The 18,526-nt window shown below is 43.2% G+C and carries 13 protein-coding genes; 1 reads left to right on the forward strand and 12 read right to left on the reverse strand.

The window, feature by feature from the left end; translation table 11 throughout:
• Positions 1-97: 97 nt before the first annotated feature.
• The 5 genes from AK823_RS03375 to leuS all read right to left on the reverse strand — a co-directional run bounded on the left by AK823_RS03375 (position 98) and on the right by leuS (position 8,494).
• Positions 98-2,047, reverse strand: a complete 1,950-nt coding sequence (locus tag AK823_RS03375; protein WP_068330111.1) for a MacB family efflux pump subunit — start codon at positions 2,045-2,047, stop codon at positions 98-100.
• Positions 2,048-2,281: 234 nt separating this feature from the next.
• Positions 2,282-3,610 (reverse strand): efflux RND transporter periplasmic adaptor subunit, encoded by a 1,329-nt coding sequence (locus tag AK823_RS03380; protein WP_068326179.1) that lies wholly within the window; start codon positions 3,608-3,610, stop codon positions 2,282-2,284.
• Positions 3,611-3,875: 265 nt separating this feature from the next.
• Complete coding sequence (locus tag AK823_RS03385) at positions 3,876-4,952, reverse strand: DNA polymerase III subunit delta (protein ID WP_068326180.1); 1,077 nt, start codon at positions 4,950-4,952, stop codon at positions 3,876-3,878.
• 60 nt (positions 4,953-5,012) lie between these two features.
• Positions 5,013-5,702, reverse strand: a complete 690-nt coding sequence (locus tag AK823_RS03390; protein ID WP_068326182.1) for a hypothetical protein — start codon at positions 5,700-5,702, stop codon at positions 5,013-5,015.
• Between the two features lie 53 nt (positions 5,703-5,755).
• Positions 5,756-8,494, reverse strand: a complete 2,739-nt coding sequence (leuS, locus tag AK823_RS03395; RefSeq protein ID WP_082785623.1) for a leucine--tRNA ligase — start codon at positions 8,492-8,494, stop codon at positions 5,756-5,758.
• Between the two features lie 211 nt (positions 8,495-8,705).
• Here leuS and AK823_RS03400 point away from each other — a divergent pair, with 211 nt between their 5' ends.
• Positions 8,706-9,098, forward strand: coding sequence for a Spx/MgsR family RNA polymerase-binding regulatory protein (locus tag AK823_RS03400; RefSeq protein ID WP_068326185.1), 393 nt, complete (start codon positions 8,706-8,708; stop codon positions 9,096-9,098).
• A gap of 223 nt (positions 9,099-9,321) precedes the next feature.
• Here AK823_RS03400 and AK823_RS03405 read toward each other — a convergent pair whose 3' ends face one another.
• The 7 genes from AK823_RS03405 to hemB form a co-directional block, all read right to left on the reverse strand.
• Positions 9,322-9,555, reverse strand: a complete 234-nt coding sequence (locus AK823_RS03405; RefSeq protein ID WP_068326192.1) for a hypothetical protein — start codon at positions 9,553-9,555, stop codon at positions 9,322-9,324.
• A 15-nt stretch (positions 9,556-9,570) separates the two neighbouring features.
• Positions 9,571-10,482, reverse strand: coding sequence for an acetylglutamate kinase (gene argB, locus AK823_RS03410; protein ID WP_068034720.1), 912 nt, complete (start codon positions 10,480-10,482; stop codon positions 9,571-9,573).
• Between the two features lie 147 nt (positions 10,483-10,629).
• The gene (locus AK823_RS03415) at positions 10,630-12,627 is read right to left on the reverse strand and encodes a phosphomannomutase (protein ID WP_068326195.1); all 1,998 of its coding nucleotides are present in this window, start codon (positions 12,625-12,627) and stop codon (positions 10,630-10,632) included.
• A 262-nt stretch (positions 12,628-12,889) separates the two neighbouring features.
• Positions 12,890-13,354 (reverse strand): dUTP diphosphatase, encoded by a 465-nt coding sequence (gene dut / locus AK823_RS03420; RefSeq protein WP_068326199.1) that lies wholly within the window; start codon positions 13,352-13,354, stop codon positions 12,890-12,892.
• A 165-nt stretch (positions 13,355-13,519) separates the two neighbouring features.
• Positions 13,520-14,923, reverse strand: a complete 1,404-nt coding sequence (mgtE, locus tag AK823_RS03425; protein WP_068034727.1) for a magnesium transporter — start codon at positions 14,921-14,923, stop codon at positions 13,520-13,522.
• A 142-nt stretch (positions 14,924-15,065) separates the two neighbouring features.
• Positions 15,066-17,099, reverse strand: a complete 2,034-nt coding sequence (locus AK823_RS03430) for a UvrD-helicase domain-containing protein (RefSeq protein ID WP_068326202.1) — start codon at positions 17,097-17,099, stop codon at positions 15,066-15,068.
• 313 nt (positions 17,100-17,412) lie between these two features.
• Positions 17,413-18,420, reverse strand: a complete 1,008-nt coding sequence (hemB, locus tag AK823_RS03435) for a porphobilinogen synthase (RefSeq protein WP_068034731.1) — start codon at positions 18,418-18,420, stop codon at positions 17,413-17,415.
• Between the last annotated feature and the right edge of the window lie 106 nt (positions 18,421-18,526).

Raw genomic sequence — 18,526 nt, forward strand, 5'->3', positions numbered from 1 at the left:
TGCAAATCTCACATAAAAATTTAGATTTCTTTCTTTTTTTACTGTTTTATCTATTCTTAAGCCTTTATATCTTATATGTTGCTTCATGAATCATTAGCTAATCTCTAGAAAGTGCTTCAACGGGATCAAGTTTGGCGGCATTTCGTGCTGGCAAAAATCCGAAAACAACCCCAATCAGCGTTGAGCAAACAAAAGCAGCAATAATAGAAGTTGGCGAGTAAATAACTTTGAAGCTATCGCCGCCAACACGGTTGATTAATTCACCAATGGCGAATGCCAACCCAATACCCAGTAGACCACCTAAAATACAGACCAACACAGCCTCAATCAAAAACTGTTGCATAATGTCATTTTGACGCGCACCAACTGCCATACGCACCCCAATCTCGTTGGTACGCTCGGTAACTGATACCAACATAATATTCATCACGCCAATACCGCCAACTATCAGTGAGATAACGGCAACTGATGAGATTAGTAGCGTCAAAGCGCCTGTTGTTGACTCGATAGTTTGACGTATAGAGTCTGAGTTGCGAATTTGGAAATCCTCTTCACCATGACGGCTCTCTATTAAGTCAGAGATTGCAGACTCAGCCACACTTGAGGAGACATCATCACTTACCAAGGCCACAAATCGATCGATATTGGTACTGCCTCTAATACGTGACATTACGGTGGTATAAGGCATGTATATGGTAGGCGTAGTAAGATCTGCGCCAAAACCGCCATCATTTTCTTCAAGCACACCAATGATTCGCCCTGGAACGCTGCCAATTAATATTACCTCGCCAATAGGATTGTCATTATCTGCAAAAAAGGTTTGCTTGGTATTGTCATCTATAATGATATCTTGGCTACGCAAGTTAATACTTTGCTCGTCGAAACCTTGGCCGAGTGCTAAGGTCTCACCAGTGACTTGTAGGTAGTCTTTACCGACACCATTGACGGTAGATTCCTCTTGTATGTTGCGATAGCGAACACTGGAGTTGGCATTAACCTGCGGACTAACACTGGTAATATAGGGCTGATTACCAACCGCTTGTGCATCCTCTGGGGTCAGGTTGTCATCATTGTAACGACGTCTTGGATCGCCCCTAGGGTAACCATCACTAACGGTAATGGTGTTAGTACCCAGTGAGCTGATATTGGCAAGAATCTGCTGCTGGGAGCCTTGACCAAGACCTACAATAGAGACGACAGCAGCAATACCGATAATAATACCCAGCATGGTTAGCAAGGTGCGCATCTTATGGGCTCGCATAGCAAGCAAAGACATCTTAAATGCTTCGAACAGACGATCAATAAAACTAGCAAACGCGCTTTTGCGGTGATTGTCTAAAATGGGTTCGGGTTTAGCATCAGTTTGTTGATAATTGTCATTTTTATAATCAGCAATGACATAGCCGTCTTTGAGCTCAATTACTCGTTCAGCTTGTGCAGCAAGGTTTGGGTCATGAGTAACCATGATGATGGTATGACCTTTTGCATTTAGGTCGTGTAATATTGCCATCACATCTTCGCCAGACTTACTATCAAGCGCACCAGTTGGCTCATCGGCTAAGATGATATCACCACCATTCATCAAGGCCCTAGCGACAGAGACACGTTGTTGTTGTCCGCCTGAAAGCTGATTGGGGCGATTACCGACTTTATCCCCAAGCCCTAAGTCGGTAAGTAACTTTTCGGCACGGTTAATCCGAGCTTCCGTATCCATGCCAGCATATACGGCAGGGACAGCAACATTGTCTCTTGCACTGATATCACCAAGCAAATGATAGCGCTGAAAGATAAAGCCAAAGTGCTCACGGCGTAGCTTGGCAAGCTCATCAGCGTCTAACTTACGTGCTGACTTACCATAGATTTTATATTCACCAGCTGTTGCTTGATCGAGGCAGCCTAAGATATTCATCAATGTGGACTTGCCAGAGCCAGATTGCCCGATGATAGCGACCATTTCGCCTTGGTTAATGGTTAAATTGATATCGTGCAAGACGCGAATGGTTTGCTCACCTGCAGGAAACTCTCGAATAATACCCGACAGTTGCATGATAGGCTTGTCAGCTGCCGATTGAGTATGATTCTGTGAGTCAGGTTTTCTAGTGGCGTTAGCACTGTTGGCAGACGCTTGTTGCTCTAAGCCTTGGCTGGCTTCACTGTTAGACGATGGTTTAGAAGATTGAGATATAGTCATAGCAATGTCTTTAATCAAGGATGATGAACGTCGCTGCAGTAGGGCTATCGTGCTTAAGCCCCATTGCAACCAACATATACAAAGAGCAAGTTACATTCCTGGTGGACCGCCACGCATACGACCGCTACCAGAACCTTTGGCACTACCTTCACTGATAATGACTTGTTCACCTTCTTGTAGACCACTTAGAATTTGTGCATTTACTCGGTTATCAATCCCTACAGTTACTGCGCGTTCTTCTACTGTTTCATCGTTATTTAATACGCGTATGAATTTACTGGTTTTAGCTTTTTTATCGGCTTTATTTTTAGATGGTTTTTCTTGCACTGCAGCTGATGGTACGAGCAACGCGTCTTTGGCTTGGTCGATAACAATATAAATTTGCGCCGTCATATCAATGCGAAACAATCTGTCAAGGTTTGGCACTTCCACGTAGCCCACATAATAGATAGCAGAGTCCGTTGAACTGGTCTCACTAATTTTCTCAGGTGCTGGTTCAATAGCAGTCAGCACTGCATCATATTGCTGGTCTGGATTACCAATGATATTGAAATAGGCGGGCATACCAGCTTCAACATTGATAACATCGGCCTCAGAGATTTGTGCATTGATACGAACCGTTGATAAATCCGCTAAAGTGACCAGTGTCGGTGCGGTTTGATTGGCATTAACAGTCGTCCCTTGCTCGGTAGTAATAGAAACGACGGTGCCTGATATAGGCGCACGGATGGTGGTATAACTGAGATCTTCCTCTGCCGTACTTACATTAGTTTGCGCTTTACGTAATGCTGCCTGTTGGCCATTAATATTAGCCTGCGTAGTGGCAATAGCAGCCTTAGCAGTATCTATAGCAGCGCGCGCATTAGCAACCGCGGCTTTTGCTGTTTCAACGCTAGTCGCTTGAGTGTCATACTCTTGCTGCGAAATCGCATCGATAGCGACTAAGTCTTGCAAACGTGCGAAGTCTGACTGTGCTTGCTTAAGCTCAGACTGGCGGCTGGCAAGATCAGCATAGGCACTTTTTAGACCAGCTTGACGGCTTAATGCTTCTGCGCGTGCACTTTGTAATGCGGCCTCACTTTGCTCAAGGCTAGCTTGCTCATTGCTTAAGTTATTATTTTGAGTTACTTGATCGATTTGAGCAATAAGATCGCCTTCTTGTACTTCATCACCAACCTCAACGTAGAGACGTTTTACTTCACCAGATACCTGTGCACCGACATCAACGGTATTGAGGGCTTTGACTTTCCCTGAGGCCATGACATTGTTTTCGATATCACCAATCTCAGCAGTCGCTGTCAGATAGTTGGGTTTTTCTTCTTCTGGTTTTAGAGTAGTGTAAGCTAACGCCGCCAACGCTACGACAATCAGGACAATGACACCCCATTTAATAGCAGACTTTTTGCTCATTTTACGCATAACAACAATCCAATCACAGTGAACTCAAGTGTATGTATAGTAGAGACTTCATAGGTAAAAGGGAATGGCAATTAGTTTAAGAAAGGTTAAGGTTGTTTTATGGAATATCAGAAAGCAGAAGGAGGGCTGATTATAAACGACGGTTTGTAAAATCAATCTGTGTAAAAAACTGAATAATAGCTAGGAAAAGTTATCAAGGTAATTGATTAAAGAGTAGAGGCTATGAAGTAGAAGGTATAAAGAGCGAAGATAGCAGGGCTAATAGTTATCGAGCAGTAAACAAGCGCTTGCCAGAAAGTTCTAACGCTGCTTGCAACAGTAATTCCCAAGCTGGCTGACGAACCAGTCCTTTGATCGCTTGGTCACAGCGATAAAGCAGGGTAGGCCATTCGGCAGTATAGGCTTTTGACTGACGGCGGCAAGCTTGTTGATATAAGCCTTGTTTGCTGCGCCATATGCCAAGAGCTTGTGGGTCTTGTCCATCCATCAATTGCATAATCTGACGCATGTCCTTGCTAATCGCCCAGAGCACTAAGGTCGTTGGCTCATCAGTGGCTTTAAGCTGAAAGATGATTTTTGCCACTTGTGGACTATTACCAGCAAGCATTGCATCCGATAAATCAAACACGCTAAATTGGGCATCACTGACTAAGGCGGCTTGTAAATCTTTTATATCCAAGGCGACATTGGTAGCAGGCTTTGTAGATGTACCATGCTCTTGACTGGCATCATCACCATTCGCCATTAGTTGTGGCGCAAACAGATAAGAGAGTCGCCACAGTGTTTGATAGGCACTTAACAGATGGTGCTCAGTATGTGACATAAGCAGTTGCCAAGCCTCTTGAGACAGCTTTAAGCCAAACTGTTGAGCTTGTATTTGCAATAGCTGTTGACGTTGTTGTTCGTTGTATAAGTTGCAATCAATAACGTGACCATATTGAGCAAACGGTGTAAACCATTTACTGCTTTGGGCACGCTTGTCTTGTTTGGATGTTAACCATAATAAACTATGACTATGTGCACCTGTTTGCGCGTCCTGAGCGAAGCGTTCTAGCTCAGCGATAACTCCCTTATCTGGCTTATGGTTGCCAGTCACGATGAGCGCACTTGCATCGTCAAATAAAGACTGGCTACCCAGCTCCGACAATACTTCTTGCCAGCTTTTCACCGATATCAGCTCGATACGCTTGATGGCATAGTTTTGCGCGCGCCAATGTGGGCGCATGGCATCGATAAGCCATTGACTCAGTAACGGCTCATCACCATGTGCCAGCCACAAGCCTACCACTGCAACTGAAGGTTGTAGTAATTTTGGATAAGCCTGTATAAAGGTATCTTGCATAAGTATTGAGCTATAACCTTTTAGAACTAAAATAACACCAAAAGATGCTAATAATAAGCGTTAAGAGCTTGGCACAATTACAGTGGTCTTCTCTGGACTTTTAAGCGTTTGAGAAGACTTATTGGCACTAGCAGGCGCCACTTTAGGAAGAGAAATAGCAACGTATTGATCAGTAATACGGCGTGCTAAAGTATCATAAAGCCAGTCACGAATCTGATTGCCTTGCTGATCATCGGTACTGACAGATGCCTCATTATATTGATAGCTGCGCTCAACTTGAATAGGATTGCTTAGCGTCACAGGTTTGCCATTCTCTATGGTTTGGTAGCTAACATCTGCTGATAATACTAAACGAATCTCTGTTAATACACCGACTAATTCATAACGTTTAAAGCGTATGTTATTTACCGTAATAGCAGCAATGGGGTCAGCGCCCACATTGTTGCTGTTGTTAGCGATGTCAGCCAAGGTCATGTTATCGATTACGTCGAGACCTAAAGCTTCTAAGCGTCGTGTTAATGGCAACTTGAGTGGAAATGCAGTGCGATTGTCTTCAATAATTACCGCTGTTTTGGCAATATCAAAAAGCATTGGTGTATCATAACCACGTAGCTGAAACCCGCAACTACTAAGACCTGCTGTCGCACCAAGCACCGTAAGCATTGGCAAAGTAGCGAGTAGTACTTTCGCTAGTTTTTGTCTGCTTGATTTCTTTTGATGTGACTGCACAGCTTGATGCTTATCTAACATAATCGCTATCCTTATTTTGATAAAAAGGCTTAAAGCACTAAGTGTTAAAGGGTTTAGCCTGCAACCACAATATTAACCAGTTTATTAGGCACGACGATCTCTTTTTTAATCTCACCGGTAAGGAATTTTGCCACACTTTCCATTGTCCGTGCTTGTGCTTTTAGCTGCTCTGGATCGCTATTAGGGGCTACATCCATCTTGCCGCGCATTTTACCATTGACCTGCACAACCATCGTGATCATATCCTGCACAAGGGCACTTTCATCAACGGCTGGATAGTTTAGTGTTACTGTATCAAGCCCTAGCTGCTCAAGTAAGTGCTCACCGACGTGCGGTGCATATACTGATAACATGATAAGCAAATCAATCAATGCTTCATGCTGTACTTGCAGATCTTGCTCACTATTGGCGCTGAAGCTAGCAAGTTCGTTGGCAAGCTCCATAAGGCTTGATACTGGTGTGTTTAATGCTAGACGATCACCTAAGTCACTATCAATCTTAGCTATCGTTGCATGAGTCTTACGGCGCAAACCTTTGGCAGCTTTGCTTAAGCCGTCAATATTGAGGGCTTCTTTGTTTAGGGTATCAAGGTCTAAGTTCGCTGCAGTGAGTGCTTGCATGTGCTCGGTCGCAATACGCCACACTTTTTTGACGAAATTATAAGGACCTTTTAGCGCATCATCTGACCATTCTAGTGTTTGATCAGCAGGAGCGGTAAATAGCGTGTATAGACGAACCGTATCAGCACCGTATTTATCAATGGTGATTTGTGGATCGACACCGTTATTTTTTGACTTAGACATTTTTTCAATTTTGCCAATTGTTACAGGCTGTCCATCTGATTTTAGGATAGCTTTAATCGGTTGTCCGCGCTCGTTATAATCAATATCAATGTCTTCAGTGAAGTAATAAGTCGTACTGCCATCAGCATTAACGCGATAGAAAGTGCCAGCAAGTACCATACCTTGGGTCATGAGATTAGCAAATGGCTCATCGCCTGATACTAGTGACTCATCGCGCATTAGCTTGTGGAAGAAGCGCGCATAAAGCAGATGCATAACGGCGTGCTCTACACCGCCGACGTATTGATCGACAGGCAACCATTTGTTAGCAGCAGACTTATTGACCATGTTTTGCGAGTCGTTCGGGCTAGCAAAGCGCGCATAGTACCAGCTTGACTCAACGAAAGTATCAAAGGTATCGGTTTCACGCTCAGCAGGATTGCCACACTTAGGGCAAGTAGTATTAACAAACTCTGGAATATTTTTAAGTGGATTACCACGTCCATCAGGTACGACATCAGTCGGTAAGACGACTGGTAAATCTTGCTCTTCAACAGGTACCGTGCCGCAATGCTCACAGTTGACCATTGGAATAGGGCAGCCCCAATAGCGCTGGCGAGATACACCCCAATCACGCAGGCGATACTGAATCTTTTTATTAGCGAGACCTTGCGGTTCAAGCTTAGTTAGCATTGCTTCAAACGCTTGCTCAAAATCCATACCGTCAAATCCATCTGAATTGACTAGGGTATTGCGCTCAGTATAAGCAAGGTTTGGCTCAGAACCATCTGTTTTGGCTTCGGCGATAACGGACTCAGCATAACCATCAGGGGACTTGATAACTTGCTTGATAGGTAAGTTGTATTTAATAGCAAACTCGTAGTCGCGCTCATCATGCGCTGGCACTGCCATGACCGCACCTGAGCCATAGCTCATTAATACGTAGTTAGCAACCCAAACAGATACTTTTTCGCCTGTTAATGGATGGGTAACGGTTAGCCCAGTATCCATACCGATTTTTTCAGCTTTAGCTAAATCGGCTTCAGCAACTGAGCCTTTTTTACAAAGTGCACAAAATTCAGCAATCGCTTCACTATGTTCAGCAGCATATTGCGCTAGCGGATGTTCAGCGGCAACTGCTACATAAGTGACGCCCATTAAGGTATCAGGGCGAGTAGTGAACACGTCTAAAGTGTTATCTTCCCCAGCAAGCTCATAAGGAAAATGCACTTCCATACCTGCACTACGACCAATCCAATTGCGCTGCATGGTTAGTACTTCAGATGGCCAATGACCCTCTAACTGATCTAAATCATCAAGCAACTCATCAGCATAATCGGTGATGTTAAAGTAATACATTGGGATGTCGCGTTTTTCGACCGCAGCGCCACTACGCCAGCCTTTACCATCGATGACTTGCTCATTGGCTAAGACGGTATTATCAATCGGATCCCAGTTGACGGTAGCAAGCTTCTTATAAACCAAACCTTTTTTGTATAACTGTAAAAATAACCACTGCTCCCATTGATAATACTCAGGGCTACAGGTAGCAAATTCACGTGACCAATCAATGGATAAACCAAGCAGTTTAAGCTGCGCGCGCATGTTATCGATATTGGCAAACGTCCATTCGGCAGGTGGTGTTTGGTTAGCAATCGCTGCGTTTTCAGCTGGCAAGCCAAAACCATCCCAGCCCATTGGCTGCATGACTTCATAGCCTTTTAGGCGATAATAGCGGCTTAATACATCAGAGATCGTATAGTTACGCACGTGACCCATATGTAGCTTACCACTGGGGTAAGGGAACATAGACAGCATATAACGACTTGGCTTATCGCTTGGCTCATTACTTACTTCAAAGCGCTTGTCGGTCGCCCATTTGGCTTGCTGCGCAGATTCAATCAGCTGCGGCTGATATTGGGTGCTGTCAGTAGCAATATTATTAACGTTATTAGCGTTGGCATTAGCATTGTTAGTATTAGATTGGTCTGCTGTCACGGCGTTGCTCATAGTCGGCTCGGAATTGGTTAATACAGATAAAAATAGGTGAAATTTTACAATGCCATAGCATAGCGTAATTTGGTGAAAATTGCGATGATATGATGGTTTGCTTGCGTGATATGTTTGGCGTTTAAAAACTGATTATAGCTAAGGTTGCGGTCTACAACTAGTCAGTCTTGGGTATAATAAAGAGAATAACGATAATTAACTTGGAGTTCCAATGACCATCACTATTTACGGTATCAAATCTTGTAGCACGATGAAAAAAGCATTTACTAAGCTTGATGAGCTGAATGTAAGCTATGATTTTCACGATTATAAAAAGCAAGGTGCTGATAAAAAAGGTATTGATAAACAAAGCGTCCAGCGTTGGGTAGATGCGCTTGGTATTGATAAAGTATTGAATAAGCGCGGGACGACATGGCGCAAATTAGATGATGAGCAAAAGCAAGCAGCTGATGCCAATGTAGACAAGGCTATTGAATTGCTAGTAGAAAATACCAGCATGATTAAACGTCCAATCGTAGAAGGTAAGCTGGCAGATAAAAATAAAGGTCGACCGATATTGCTTTGCGGCTTTGATGAAGAAACGTTTGACATGACTTTTTCATAAAAAGGCTATTCTAAAGGTGATGATCGCATTAATGTTGCTTATGTCTCAGGGCCAAATGGTCGTTTAGATGGTGACCGTTATGACAATGAGACCTCGTACTTTACTGAGCGTAAAGGTAATCACCGCATGAAAGTGTATGGTAATAGCAGTCATAGCTCCGTAGAGTTTTGCGCTTATTAAGAAATTAGCATTTTTAGGTAAAAAGAGGTAGCAAAACCTGAGCTTAGAATAATCTAAGTTCAGGTTTTATAACACCCAAGATAAACCAGATTAGGCTAGCTACCCAAATAATTAGCACGTACATCCGAATCTGTTCAGCATTCCATTCAAGTGCAAACCATTCAATAAGAAAAAACGATTTCCAACCTTCTATCCATTTTGCGCCGCCGTAACCAATTATCCACCAGCAATATAGACTCTCTAAAATAAAAAGCAGACACCATAGCCACAATGCCATTACTTGCTCCTAGTCTCAGCTCATCGATGAACCCAAATCACGACTAATTAACGTGCCGACACCTTCGTTGGTGAAAATCTCTAATAGCGTGGCATGCGGGACGCGACCATCAACGATAACTGCACTTTTCACGCCGCTACGTACTGCATCAAGCGCACATTGAATCTTAGGAATCATACCGCCTGAAATCGTACCATCTTCAATTAAGCTATCGACTTTCTGTGGCGTTAAGCCAGTGACTACTTCACCGTCACGACCTAGTACCCCTTTAATATTGGTCAGCAGCATCAGTTTTTCTGCTTGTAAAAACTCTGCAACCTTACCCGCAACCAAATCTGCATTGATGTTATAAGTATTACCTTCTTCATCAACCCCAAGCGGTGCAATGACGGGGATGAAGTTAGAAGCAATAAGCATATTAATTACATCTTTATTGACGCTAACCACATCGCCGACGTAGCCTAAGTCTACAGGTACCGCAATACCGTCTTCACCGATTTTTTCTACTAGTAGTTTTTTAGCTTGAATAAGATTGGCATCTTTACCAGTTAGTCCAATAGCGCTGCCACCATGTTTGTTAATAAGGCTAACGATAGATTTGTTAACACTGCCACCAAGTACCATTTCAACGATATCCATGGTGCGCTTATCTGTCACGCGCATACCGTCAATACGATCAGACTGGCGACCAAGCTCTTTTAACAAATTATCGACTTGTGGACCGCCGCCATGGACGACTACTGGATGTAGGCCGACAGTCTTTAGAAGTACGATATCACGTGCAAATGAGCTTTCAAGTGCAGGATCGGTCATCGCGTTGCCGCCATATTTGACGACAATCAATTTACCGACGAAGCGTTGAATATAAGGCAGCGCCGTGGTCAACACTTCAGCGGTGTTTTTTGCATCATCTAAATTAAGCGACATCATACTCTCCTAAAATACAATTATAAAACGGTCGTTACCCACGCATTTTTATACTAATTTTTATGCCAGTAATGGCAAAGAATTTATGTTTAAAGCTATTGTTAAATAAATATTGTTTTGAATGATTATTCGTTGCTGTTGCTGCTTTTACTCAGCAGAAATAGCGGCAATTTGCTCAGCTATTTGTGTATCAAAGGCCTGACACAACGTCACAAAGCGCGCTTGCACGTCTTTCATGTCGACCAAATTGTCTCCTGCGAAACGTACTGTAAGGCTATGACTGGTATTTGATTGACGCAGTACACCAAAGCCATGAGCAAAGTCTAAACGTACACCATCGATGAAAGATAACAGCGTGCCTTTTGGTAAAAGCTGTTTAGCCTGTGTGGATGTTATTTGCTGTACATTATCGAAGCAACGACATGATGGCAAGGTCACTAAACCCTTTGTTTTTATAATGTCTGCTTGTAAGGTCGCTGCATCCATAACAGAAGACTCAACGTTAGTTTCTTCAACCAAGTGCTGTAGATAATGACAAAACGTAGTCAGATGCTTTACGATTGAACAATGATTAGAAGCATCATCCGACAGTGGTAAATAGTTGTCAGCAGTACTCACAAGTTTTGGCAAATATTGCGTAATATCAGTCAGCCGATACGGTAGGGTTGCTCTTCTAGGCGCGCCCCATTCATCATAATTTGGAGGCAGATTGCGGGTAGAGGTCTTAGTATCGATACCTCGCAGTGCGGTAATGTCAGATTTGACAACGGTCGATGCTAGCCAGTGTAGCAAGCGCAGTCCAGCATACATAGCGTCATCATAAACAATAAAATAGTCGTCGTTAAAGATAAAGTGCCCTGATAATTCACCGGCAAATATGGCTTGGCTATTATGAGACTGGAGCTGTTGGCGCAGTAAGCTACTACCCGTTTTACTCATCACTGGTATCGCATCGAGCTGATCAAGTAAGCGTGGCAAATGATGAGAGCACTTTACATCAAACAGAACCTGCGGGGCGTTTGGTTTTTTGTTGAGCGTAGGACGTTCTATGATTGCCACTCGTGCTAATAAATACAGTAAATGATCAGGGGTGACGACCTTACCGCTATTATCAACGATCATCAATCTATCACCGTCACCATCAAAGGCCAGACCTATATCTGCCTCATTGATGATAACAGTTTGCTGGAGCTCAGCCAGACGGTTTGGTTCAGTAGGGTCAGGATTGCCTGTTGGAAAATTACCGTCAGGAATATCATTAAGCACAATAACTTGCTTACAAAAGCGTTCAAATAAAGGTTGAGCAATCCTACTGGTTGCACCATTTAGGCAATCAAGAACGATCTTTAAGTCCAGTTTGGTTGCAGTACCACGATTATGAGAGGGGGATTGATTAGTTTGTTTTTCGATACGAGCAAATACTTGCTCGATAGCACTTATATAAGTGGAGGCGACAGTATTAGTAGGCAAGCTGATAAGGTTGCTGGCAAGAATATTTGCATTACAGGCACTAGATGTATTTACTTGAAATTTGTTGTCTTGCTGGTTATTTTTGTTATGTTGAAAGCTAGAGTCATTTAAGGAATTATCACTCGTTAGGCTTTGGTGAATTACTTGAATGTCAGCGTCACTAGGGGAGGCATTATTTACCAGCCACTTTATCCCTAGGATGTTCTTTTCAGAATGGCTGGCGGTGACTATAATGCCATGCCCATCATATTGCTGCGCCCAAAATGCCATCATTGGAGTCGTGATAAGCCCCAACTGGATAACCGTTAATCCATGCTGACTTAAACTGCTGGCAAGCATGTGAGCTATGGTATCGCTATCACAGCGCACATCATAACCTATGACCACAGTATTAGTTTGAAAGTTGGCTTGAGGATTCGCTTTATTGATTTGATGATGTTTGCGCGCTGAATGCTTTTCCGCTGCGTGAATGTTTTTTGTATTGCAGTTTTCTAAATGGTTGTTTTTTGAGTGATTGCATTCTAGATGACTACTTTTTGAACGAAAAACTTGCGCTTTATATAGCTGCGCGAAAACCTCACCTAATGCCGCTATAAATTCAGTAGTAAAATACTGGCGCGCCCCGCGAATATCGTAAGCACGAAATAGGGGGAGCTGTGCGGCAAAAGTCGTCATGACTACAAACTCCTTATATCCCTATTAATAGTAAGATGGTGAACCTAGTTAAAAGTACACCGCAGCTGTATATATCTAAACGTTATATAGTCAGTTCAAAATAAAAAAGGTACAAAATTTGGCATGCTACTGGTATAAATTTTCCTTGCATGCTGTTTACACAAAGGCTGCGCAAAGTTCATCCCAGTAGCACTGTATTCTTTTTAAATTGAATCGACTATATCTATTCTAATTTAAACGTTTTATTTTAAGTACTGTAAGTTTAATGACGACCCGAATGCCCAAAGCCACCTGCGCCGCGAAGACTTTCATCACTAAAATCTGACACCACTTCGAATTCTGGGCGGGCAACTGGTACTACAATATACTGTGCCATACGCTCAGCAGGATTAAGTACGAAGTCTTCAGTGCTACGATTCCAAACACTGACCATCAGCTCACCTTGATAGTCTGCATCGATAAGACCCACCAAGTTGCCCAATACAATGCCATGCTTATGACCGAGTCCTGAACGCGGCAAAATCATTCCGGCATAATTAGGGTCTTGAATATAGACCGCTAAGCCAGTACCTACCAAATGCGTCGCACCGGCTTTGATGATCAAAGGCTCATCAAGGCAAGCGCGTAAATCGATACCTGCTGATCCATCTGTTGCACGCGTTGGCATTGGAAAGTCAGGATGCGTACCAATTTTTGGATTTATGATTTTGACTTGTACAGCTTGCATAACACACTCACTTAAGTTTTTTGTAATTTTCATCATACTATTGTATTTGTAAGGCTAATATTAATAGCCATTTATAAACAGATAGCGATTATAGAGAACAACTACTCTCTGTCACGTTGTAATTTTGGACTGAAATTTTTGCTCGCACCTTGCAAAGAGTAACAACTACAGCAGCAACACACTTGCCAGCCCTAAAAATGACATAAAGCCGACAATATCAGTCACTGTCGTCAGAATAACTGAGGCTGATAGCGCAGGATCGATATTCATGCGCTTAAGCATCAGCGGAATACTAATGCCGGATACATTGGCAGCAGTCATATTAATGGCGATAGCAAAGCCAATCACTGCACTAATCTTAACATCATGAAACCACATTTGTGCAATAATCGCCATGATAATTGCCCAAATAAGTCCATTTATTGCGCCAACCCATAACTCTTTATTAAAAAGCCATAAACGGTTGGAACCACCGATTTGACCCATGGCCATACCGCGAATGACAATGGTTAGCGTCTGCGAGCCAGCTATACCGCCCATACTTGCCACTACTGGCATGAGTATCGCCAGCGCTACTACTTTTGCAAGTACCGCTTCAAACTGTCCAATAACTGCAGCGGCGAGTAGTGCAGTACATAAGTTAATTCCTAGCCAGATGCTACGACTTTTGGCACTGGTCAAGATAGGCGCAAATAGTTCCTCATCTTGACTAACACCAGCAAGGTTTTTCATGGTGCTATCGACATCATCTTGGATAATTTCCATGATATCTTCGCCATTTAACTGCCCAACCAGCTCGCCATGGCTATTGATAACAGGTGCAAAGCGAATATCTTCCGAACGAAAAATCGCCGCAGCATCTTGAATATCTAAACGGTCGTTGATAGTAATGGCGTTGTCTGTAAAGCTTGAAACCAGTGATTTTTGATTATGTTTAATCAGATCAACCAGACTTAACAGCCCTAATAACTGCTGACTTTGATCGACCACTAATAACTCTTGGCTTTGATCATCAAGCAGATCCTCGTTTTCTCGTAGCCACTCTTGCACTTGTCCCAAACTAATATCATCTTGAACCTGAATAGTATCAGGATCCATATAGCTGCCAACTTCCCAATCTGCATAGGTATCGAGTTTGTTCACCTGAATGCGAACGTCTTCGTCCAAAGTTGCCATTACTGAGGTACGCACGGTCTCAGTAACCGTCTCTAAAATCTCTGAGATGTCTTGCGCATCGAGATCTTGGGTAAATAATGAGATCTCTTTTGAGGAGATGTTTTCCATTAATGGTTGACGCGTATCAACCTCTAGCTCAGCAAGAACTTCACCTTTGAGATGGTCAGGAACTTGTGCCCAGATAATTTGTCGATCTTGATTGGGGAACGATTCCAGTAGGTTAGCAATTTCATACTCAGACTGCTGCGCTAAGAATTCAGTAATCGCTGCATACGCATTATCAGCCACCAAACCTTGCAAATATAATAGTTTATATTCAGCGTTATATTCTAACGGATTATATTCTGCCTGCGGTTTGGCTGGTTGTTCTGAATTGGGCGTAGGGGCGGGCATAGGCGTTCCAAAAGATCAAAAATAAATGATAAAAGTAATAAAAATGCCAGCCAATGCTTATTAATAAACAAACATTAAACGCTATTGGCAGATCTTTAACTATAAGCATAGTTAATATTAAAAATAAACGTTAAAGCCAGTGTTAGCGATTACCAAGCAATGCACGAATATTAGCCAAGTATTCATCGGCCACTGCTTCTGGATCTTTAGTGGCTTTTTTCTTTTTCGCTTTGGCTGGCCAGTCAATATGATCCTCAGGTAGCTCATCTAAGAATCTTGATTCTGAAGTGACACGCATCTGTCCACCGGCGCGGCGCTGGGTAGCCAAAGTCAGTGTCAGCTCGCGACGAGCCCGGGTTATACCCACATACATCAAACGCCGTTCTTCTTCGACTGTTTCACTCATGATAGAGTTGCGATGCGGTAGCATTTCTTCCTCAAGTCCCATGATATACACAAAATCAAATTCCAAGCCTTTTGCCGCATGCAAGGTCATCAAGTTTACTTTGTTAGTATTTTCTTCTTCTTGCTGCTGATCAAGCATATCGAGCAAAACGAGCTTACGAATGATGGTATCAATTGTCCGATCTTCATCTTCTTCGGCACGATTAATTAAAGACTGAATGCTGGTGTAAAGCATGTCGATATTATCGATACGATTCTTTTCTTGTTGCGGCGTTTTGGCATCACTGCGTACAAAGTCAATATAACCAGTTTCATCGATCATTTGGCGTACGATTGGCACAGGGTCAGGATGTTGATCCAGCTCACGAGTATAATGCTCGATGAATTCACCAAACTCTTTTATTGTCCCATAAGCCTTAGACGGCAAGACATGAGCAAGACCGGCGTGAGTACAAGAGGCTAATAACGATATGCTATGCTCTTGCGAAAACAGACCAAGTTTTTCGAGGGTCGCAGGTCCCATGCCGCGTTTGGGCGTATTGATAATACGCAAAAATGCGCTGTCATCTTCAGGGTTTAGGATAAGACGCAGATAACCCATGATGTCTTTAATTTCACTACGGGCGAAGAACGACTGACCGCCGGATAATTTATAAGGAACTTGCAGCTGACGTAACTGTGCTTCTAACATCCGCGCCTGAAAGTTACTGCGATAAAGAACAGCGTACTGCTCCCACTCATTACCAAAGCGTAATTTATGAGTGACAATCTCTTTTGCCACGCGCTCGGACTCATCATCGTCATTACGGCAGTTGATAATACGGATTTTTTCGCCTTGACCTTTATCTGACCACAGCTTTTTTTCAAATAAATGCTCATTGTTGGTAATGACTGCGTTGGCAGAAGTCAAAATACGCGTGGTCGAACGATAGTTTTGTTCAAGCATAACGATTTTAAGCTTAGGGAAATCTTCTTTGAGCAGCGCCATGTTTTCAGGCTTGGCACCGCGCCATGCGTAGATAGATTGGTCATCATCACCAACGACAGTAAAGCGCCCTTGCGGTCCTACCAGATATTTAATCATCTCATACTGTGCAGTATTGGTATCTTGATATTCATCGACCAATAGATAGCGAATACGGTTTTGCCATTTATCACGCAGCTCCCTATTTTCACGTAATATTTTAGTCGGCAGTACAATTAGATCATCAAAATCAACCGCATTATAAGCGCGCAAATTACGCTCATATAATGCATATAGGGTGGCAAAAATCATATCTTCTGGATCGTCTAAGGTTTCCATCGCCTTGTCAGGATCAATTAGATCGTTCTTCCAGTCAGAGATAAATTTGATGGCTTTACCAACCAGCTCGCGACTTTCAGCCCCGCTTAAATTGTCGCGCATCATAAGCTCCATGAGCAGGCGCTTACTGTCATCGCTGTCCATGATAGAGAAGTTGCCCTTTAGAGGCGTATGAATCAGCTCATAACGTAAAAACTGTAAGCCAAATTGGTGAAAGGTCGATACTGTCAGTCCACGCGTCTTTTCACTAGGCAGCAGTTTACTTACCCGAGCTTTCATCTCACGGGCGGCTTTATTGGTAAAGGTCACCGCTGTGATGCGTTCGGCTGGCATGTTGCATTCTTCAATAAGGTATGCAATTTTGCGCGTAATAACCGAAGTCTTACCGGAGCCGGCACCTGCTAGCACGAGCAATGGGCCGGATACGTAGAGCATAGCTTCTTGTTGTTTGGGATTAAGTTGACTCATAACGTGACCTGTAAGACAAAAGCAAAAAAGGGTAGGCGCTGATGTGCCCTAGCAAAAAAACGAGGCAGCGGGCGCAATAACGGCAATAAAATGTAGAGGTTAGCGTTGAGACGCCATGAAAATCAGGTGGGTTATTATAAAGCAAAAGCGTGGCTTTTTGGGAGGAGATGGATAAAGCGTTAAAGCGTATTATCCTTAAAACCTAACTACCTTATAGTTGTAGCGAAGAAGTTACTAATCGCAGCAATAAAATCGCGCCAACAGGCATAGAGCTGTAGGCGCGAATAGAAGGTTTTAAAAAATCGAGATAAAATTATGCGTTATTCAACTGACGTGCTGCTTCCAATGCAAAATAAGTCAAGATACCGTCGGCACCGGCTCGGCGGAAACCAATTAGCGACTCTAGAATAACCGCGTCACTGAGCCAGCCGTTTTGAATGGCCGCCATATGCATAGCGTATTCACCAGAGACTTGATAGGCAAACGTCGGTATGCCAAAGGTGTTTTTGACTTCACGAATCAGATCAAGGTAGGGCTGACCCGGTTTAATCATAACCATATCTGCGCCTTCATTGATGTCCATGGCAACTTCGTGCAAAGCTTCCGCGCGGTTACCAAAATCCATCTGATATTGCTTTTTATGGCCACCTTTTAAGTTGCCTGCACTACCGACTGCATCGCGGAATGGCCCATAATAAGCAGAGGCGTATTTTGCAGAGTAGGCCATGATAGCCGTATTCACAAAACCTTCTGCTTCAAATGCGTCACGCATGGCTTTGATGCGACCATCCATCATATCGCTAGGAGAGATGATATCTGCGCCAGCGCGAGCATGAACTAGCGCTTGTTTGACCAACACTTCGATGGTTGCATCATTGATAACATAACCGCTGTCATCGAGCAAACCGTCTTGACCATGTGAGGTATAAGGGTCTAAAGCCACATCTGTCATAACGACCATTTCTGGTACAGCATCTTTTACCGCAGCTACCGCACGCGCCGCAAGTCCATTTGCGTCATAGGCCGCTTTGCCATCTGGCGTTTTTAAGGAGTTATCAATGACAGGAAAGATATCAATAGTCGTAACACCCTCCGCTAATAATTCTTTCGCATAATTAATGAGCAAATCAATTGATAAGCGTTCGACACCCGGCATACTAGCAATAGCCTCACGTTGATTTTCACCTTCTAGTACGAATACTGGCGCAATAAAATGCTTAGGATGTAGCTCAACTTCACGAATCATTGCCCGTACATTATCGTTGTAGCGTAAGCGGCGCAAACGAGTTTCAGGGTATTGGCGGTTAAAGGTATAAGACATAATCGTTCCTTATTATATTTTCAATAATTATCGTTTCAACAGCTTTTCTTTCATTAAAATCAGTTTTATTAAAGCGTGTCATTCTTTATAAAGTTGGTTTGTATAA

This window comes from Psychrobacter sp. P2G3 (assembly GCF_001593285.1).
Classification (GTDB): Bacteria; Pseudomonadota; Gammaproteobacteria; order Pseudomonadales; family Moraxellaceae; genus Psychrobacter.

Excerpts from the sequence above, each read along its gene's own strand:
- AK823_RS03430 (WP_068326202.1), bottom strand. The coding sequence starts at position 17,099 with ATGAGTCAACTTAATCCCAAACAACAAGAAGCTATGCTCTACGTATCC.
- dut (WP_068326199.1), bottom strand. The coding sequence starts at position 13,354 with ATGCAAGCTGTACAAGTCAAAATCATAAATCCAAAAATTGGTACGCAT.
- AK823_RS03400 (WP_068326185.1), top strand. The coding sequence starts at position 8,706 with ATGACCATCACTATTTACGGTATCAAATCTTGTAGCACGATGAAAAAA.
- mgtE (WP_068034727.1), bottom strand. The coding sequence starts at position 14,923 with ATGCCCGCCCCTACGCCCAATTCAGAACAACCAGCCAAACCGCAGGCA.
- AK823_RS03385 (WP_068326180.1), bottom strand. The coding sequence starts at position 4,952 with ATGCAAGATACCTTTATACAGGCTTATCCAAAATTACTACAACCTTCA.
- AK823_RS03380 (WP_068326179.1), bottom strand. The coding sequence starts at position 3,610 with ATGCGTAAAATGAGCAAAAAGTCTGCTATTAAATGGGGTGTCATTGTC.
- hemB (WP_068034731.1), bottom strand. The coding sequence starts at position 18,420 with ATGTCTTATACCTTTAACCGCCAATACCCTGAAACTCGTTTGCGCCGC.
- AK823_RS03405 (WP_068326192.1), bottom strand. The coding sequence starts at position 9,555 with ATGGCATTGTGGCTATGGTGTCTGCTTTTTATTTTAGAGAGTCTATAT.
- argB (WP_068034720.1), bottom strand. The coding sequence starts at position 10,482 with ATGTCGCTTAATTTAGATGATGCAAAAAACACCGCTGAAGTGTTGACC.
- leuS (WP_082785623.1), bottom strand. The coding sequence starts at position 8,494 with ATGAGCAACGCCGTGACAGCAGACCAATCTAATACTAACAATGCTAAT.
- AK823_RS03415 (WP_068326195.1), bottom strand. The coding sequence starts at position 12,627 with ATGACGACTTTTGCCGCACAGCTCCCCCTATTTCGTGCTTACGATATT.
- AK823_RS03390 (WP_068326182.1), bottom strand. The coding sequence starts at position 5,702 with ATGTTAGATAAGCATCAAGCTGTGCAGTCACATCAAAAGAAATCAAGC.
- AK823_RS03375 (WP_068330111.1), bottom strand. The coding sequence starts at position 2,047 with ATGCAACTGTCGGGTATTATTCGAGAGTTTCCTGCAGGTGAGCAAACC.